Source organism: uncultured Campylobacter sp., assembly GCF_938017705.1.
In the GTDB taxonomy this organism is placed as follows: Bacteria; Campylobacterota; Campylobacteria; order Campylobacterales; family Campylobacteraceae; genus Campylobacter_B.
Genome location: NZ_CALIIS010000027.1, coordinates 1 through 1,793, shown reverse-complemented (window position 1 = coordinate 1,793; position 1,793 = coordinate 1). Strand labels below are relative to the sequence as shown.

General features: G+C 46.3%; 2 protein-coding genes. Both read right to left on the bottom strand.

Annotated elements, in window-relative coordinates; all coding sequences use genetic code 11:
* A partial coding sequence (locus tag Q0605_RS01395) for a thiol:disulfide interchange protein DsbA/DsbL (RefSeq protein ID WP_298703572.1) occupies positions 1–646 on the bottom strand: 646 nt, incomplete at its 3' end.
* Positions 647–898: 252 nt separating this feature from the next.
* Positions 899–1,753, bottom strand: a complete 855-nt coding sequence (locus Q0605_RS01390) for an aldo/keto reductase (RefSeq protein ID WP_298703571.1) — start codon at positions 1,751–1,753, stop codon at positions 899–901.
* Positions 1,754–1,793 lie beyond the last annotated feature (40 nt).

The following is a 1,793-nucleotide window of genomic DNA, read 5'->3' as shown; positions in this document are numbered from 1 at the left end:
TCGCCAGCAGCTCCTTTACCGCGGCGGCCATTTCATCGACGGAGCCGAACGAAGCCGTGTTTAAGAGATACTTGCCGCTGACGACAAATGCCGGCACGCCTGAAATCACCGCGACTTCGTAGCCCGCGTCCCACTGCGCAAGCAGAGCCTGCGCCTTTTTGCTAGCAAGCGCGGCTTCGTATTCGCTCATGCTCACGCCCGCGGCATCTAGCGCGGTTTTGATAAATCTTTGTTTGTCGCTACCGCCGCCGAAATCGTCCTTTTTGTCGTGGATCGCTTTGTAAATCGCGAATTTCGCCTTTTTAAATTTTGACTCATCGCTTAGCGGGCTCACATCGTCCTTTTCATCAAGCACGATAAGCGCTGCGAATATACCGCTTGCGGTCTGTCCGAACACGCCTTTGGTCTTTAGATGCCACGGCAAAAACTCCGCCCCTTCGAGCTTTTTCATCAGCTGCGGCGTGACCGTCCTATCAAACGCATAGCAGTGCGGACACTCGTAGTTAAAAATTTTAACGACGCTGTTTTTAGGCACGTTTAGCGGCTTTTGCAGCACTTGATAATTAACGCCCTCCTCTAGCGCGTTTGCGCCCGAGCCAAGTAAGCAAACGGCAGTTAAAATTCTTAAAAATTTAGCGATTTTCATAAAATTCCTTTGCGGTAAATTTTAAAGATTGTATAAAATAAAGGGTAAATTTGAGATTAAAGCGAATAAAGCAGGGCTTCCCACAGAAAATATATAAAATAGCAGGCTACGCCATCACGCCGCTTGAGCAAGTAAGTTAATTTATCGCCACAAGCTCTATCTCTGATCTCGCTCAAGCTCAAATTTAATAGCAAGGATTGCACGCTCGCGGCTTAATTTTAAAGCATGCAATCCGCTTTAATTTAATAAATTTTACTTATCAAAGGCATGGATTATCCACTTTACGCGCTCAGGATCTGCGTGATCGAAAAATAGCGTCTTGCCTGTATCCAGCGCAGCGATAGCAGCCATATCATCGGGCGTAAGCGCAAAATCAAAAATGTCGAAATTTTGCTTCATTCGCTCTATTTTTACACTCTTTGGAATGACGATGATGTCGCGCTGAATTAACCAGCGCAAAATAACCTGAGCTGAGCTTTTGCTGTATTTTTCACCGATACCGCTTAGCACGGCGTTTTTAAATATATTGTTTTTACCCTCGGCGAAGCTAGCCCACGACTCAAACGCTATGCCGTAGCCATCAAGCACGCGCTTTAACGCTTCACGCTGAAAAAATGGATGACACTCAAGCTGATTTACCGCAGGAATGACGCCGCTATTTTCGCACAGATCGACGATCCGATCAGCGTAGAAATTACTAACGCCGATAGAGCGAATGCGCCCCTGCTCTTTTAGGCGCTTCATCGCTCGCCACGAGCCGTAAATATCGCCATATGGCTGATGAATGAGATAAAGGTCTAGGTAGTCAAGCCCTAGCTTTTTCATCGACGCATCGAAGGCTTTTAGTGCGCGCTCCTCACCTGCGTCGTTAATCCAAAGCTTAGTAGTGATAAACAGCTCCTCGCGCTTTAACCCGCCTGCAAGAGCCGTCTTAATTGCTGCACCCACGCTTTCTTCATTAAAATACGCCTTTGCCGTATCAATGCTGCGGTAGCCGACCGAGATCGCATCCTCAACGCATCTTTGCGTCTCTTTCGGATCTACCTGAAATACGCCAAATCCCAAAATAGGCATCTTATTGCCATCGTTTAAGCTTACAAATTCCATTTTTGCTCCTTTGCTAAAAAATTCATCTTATATAAAAATT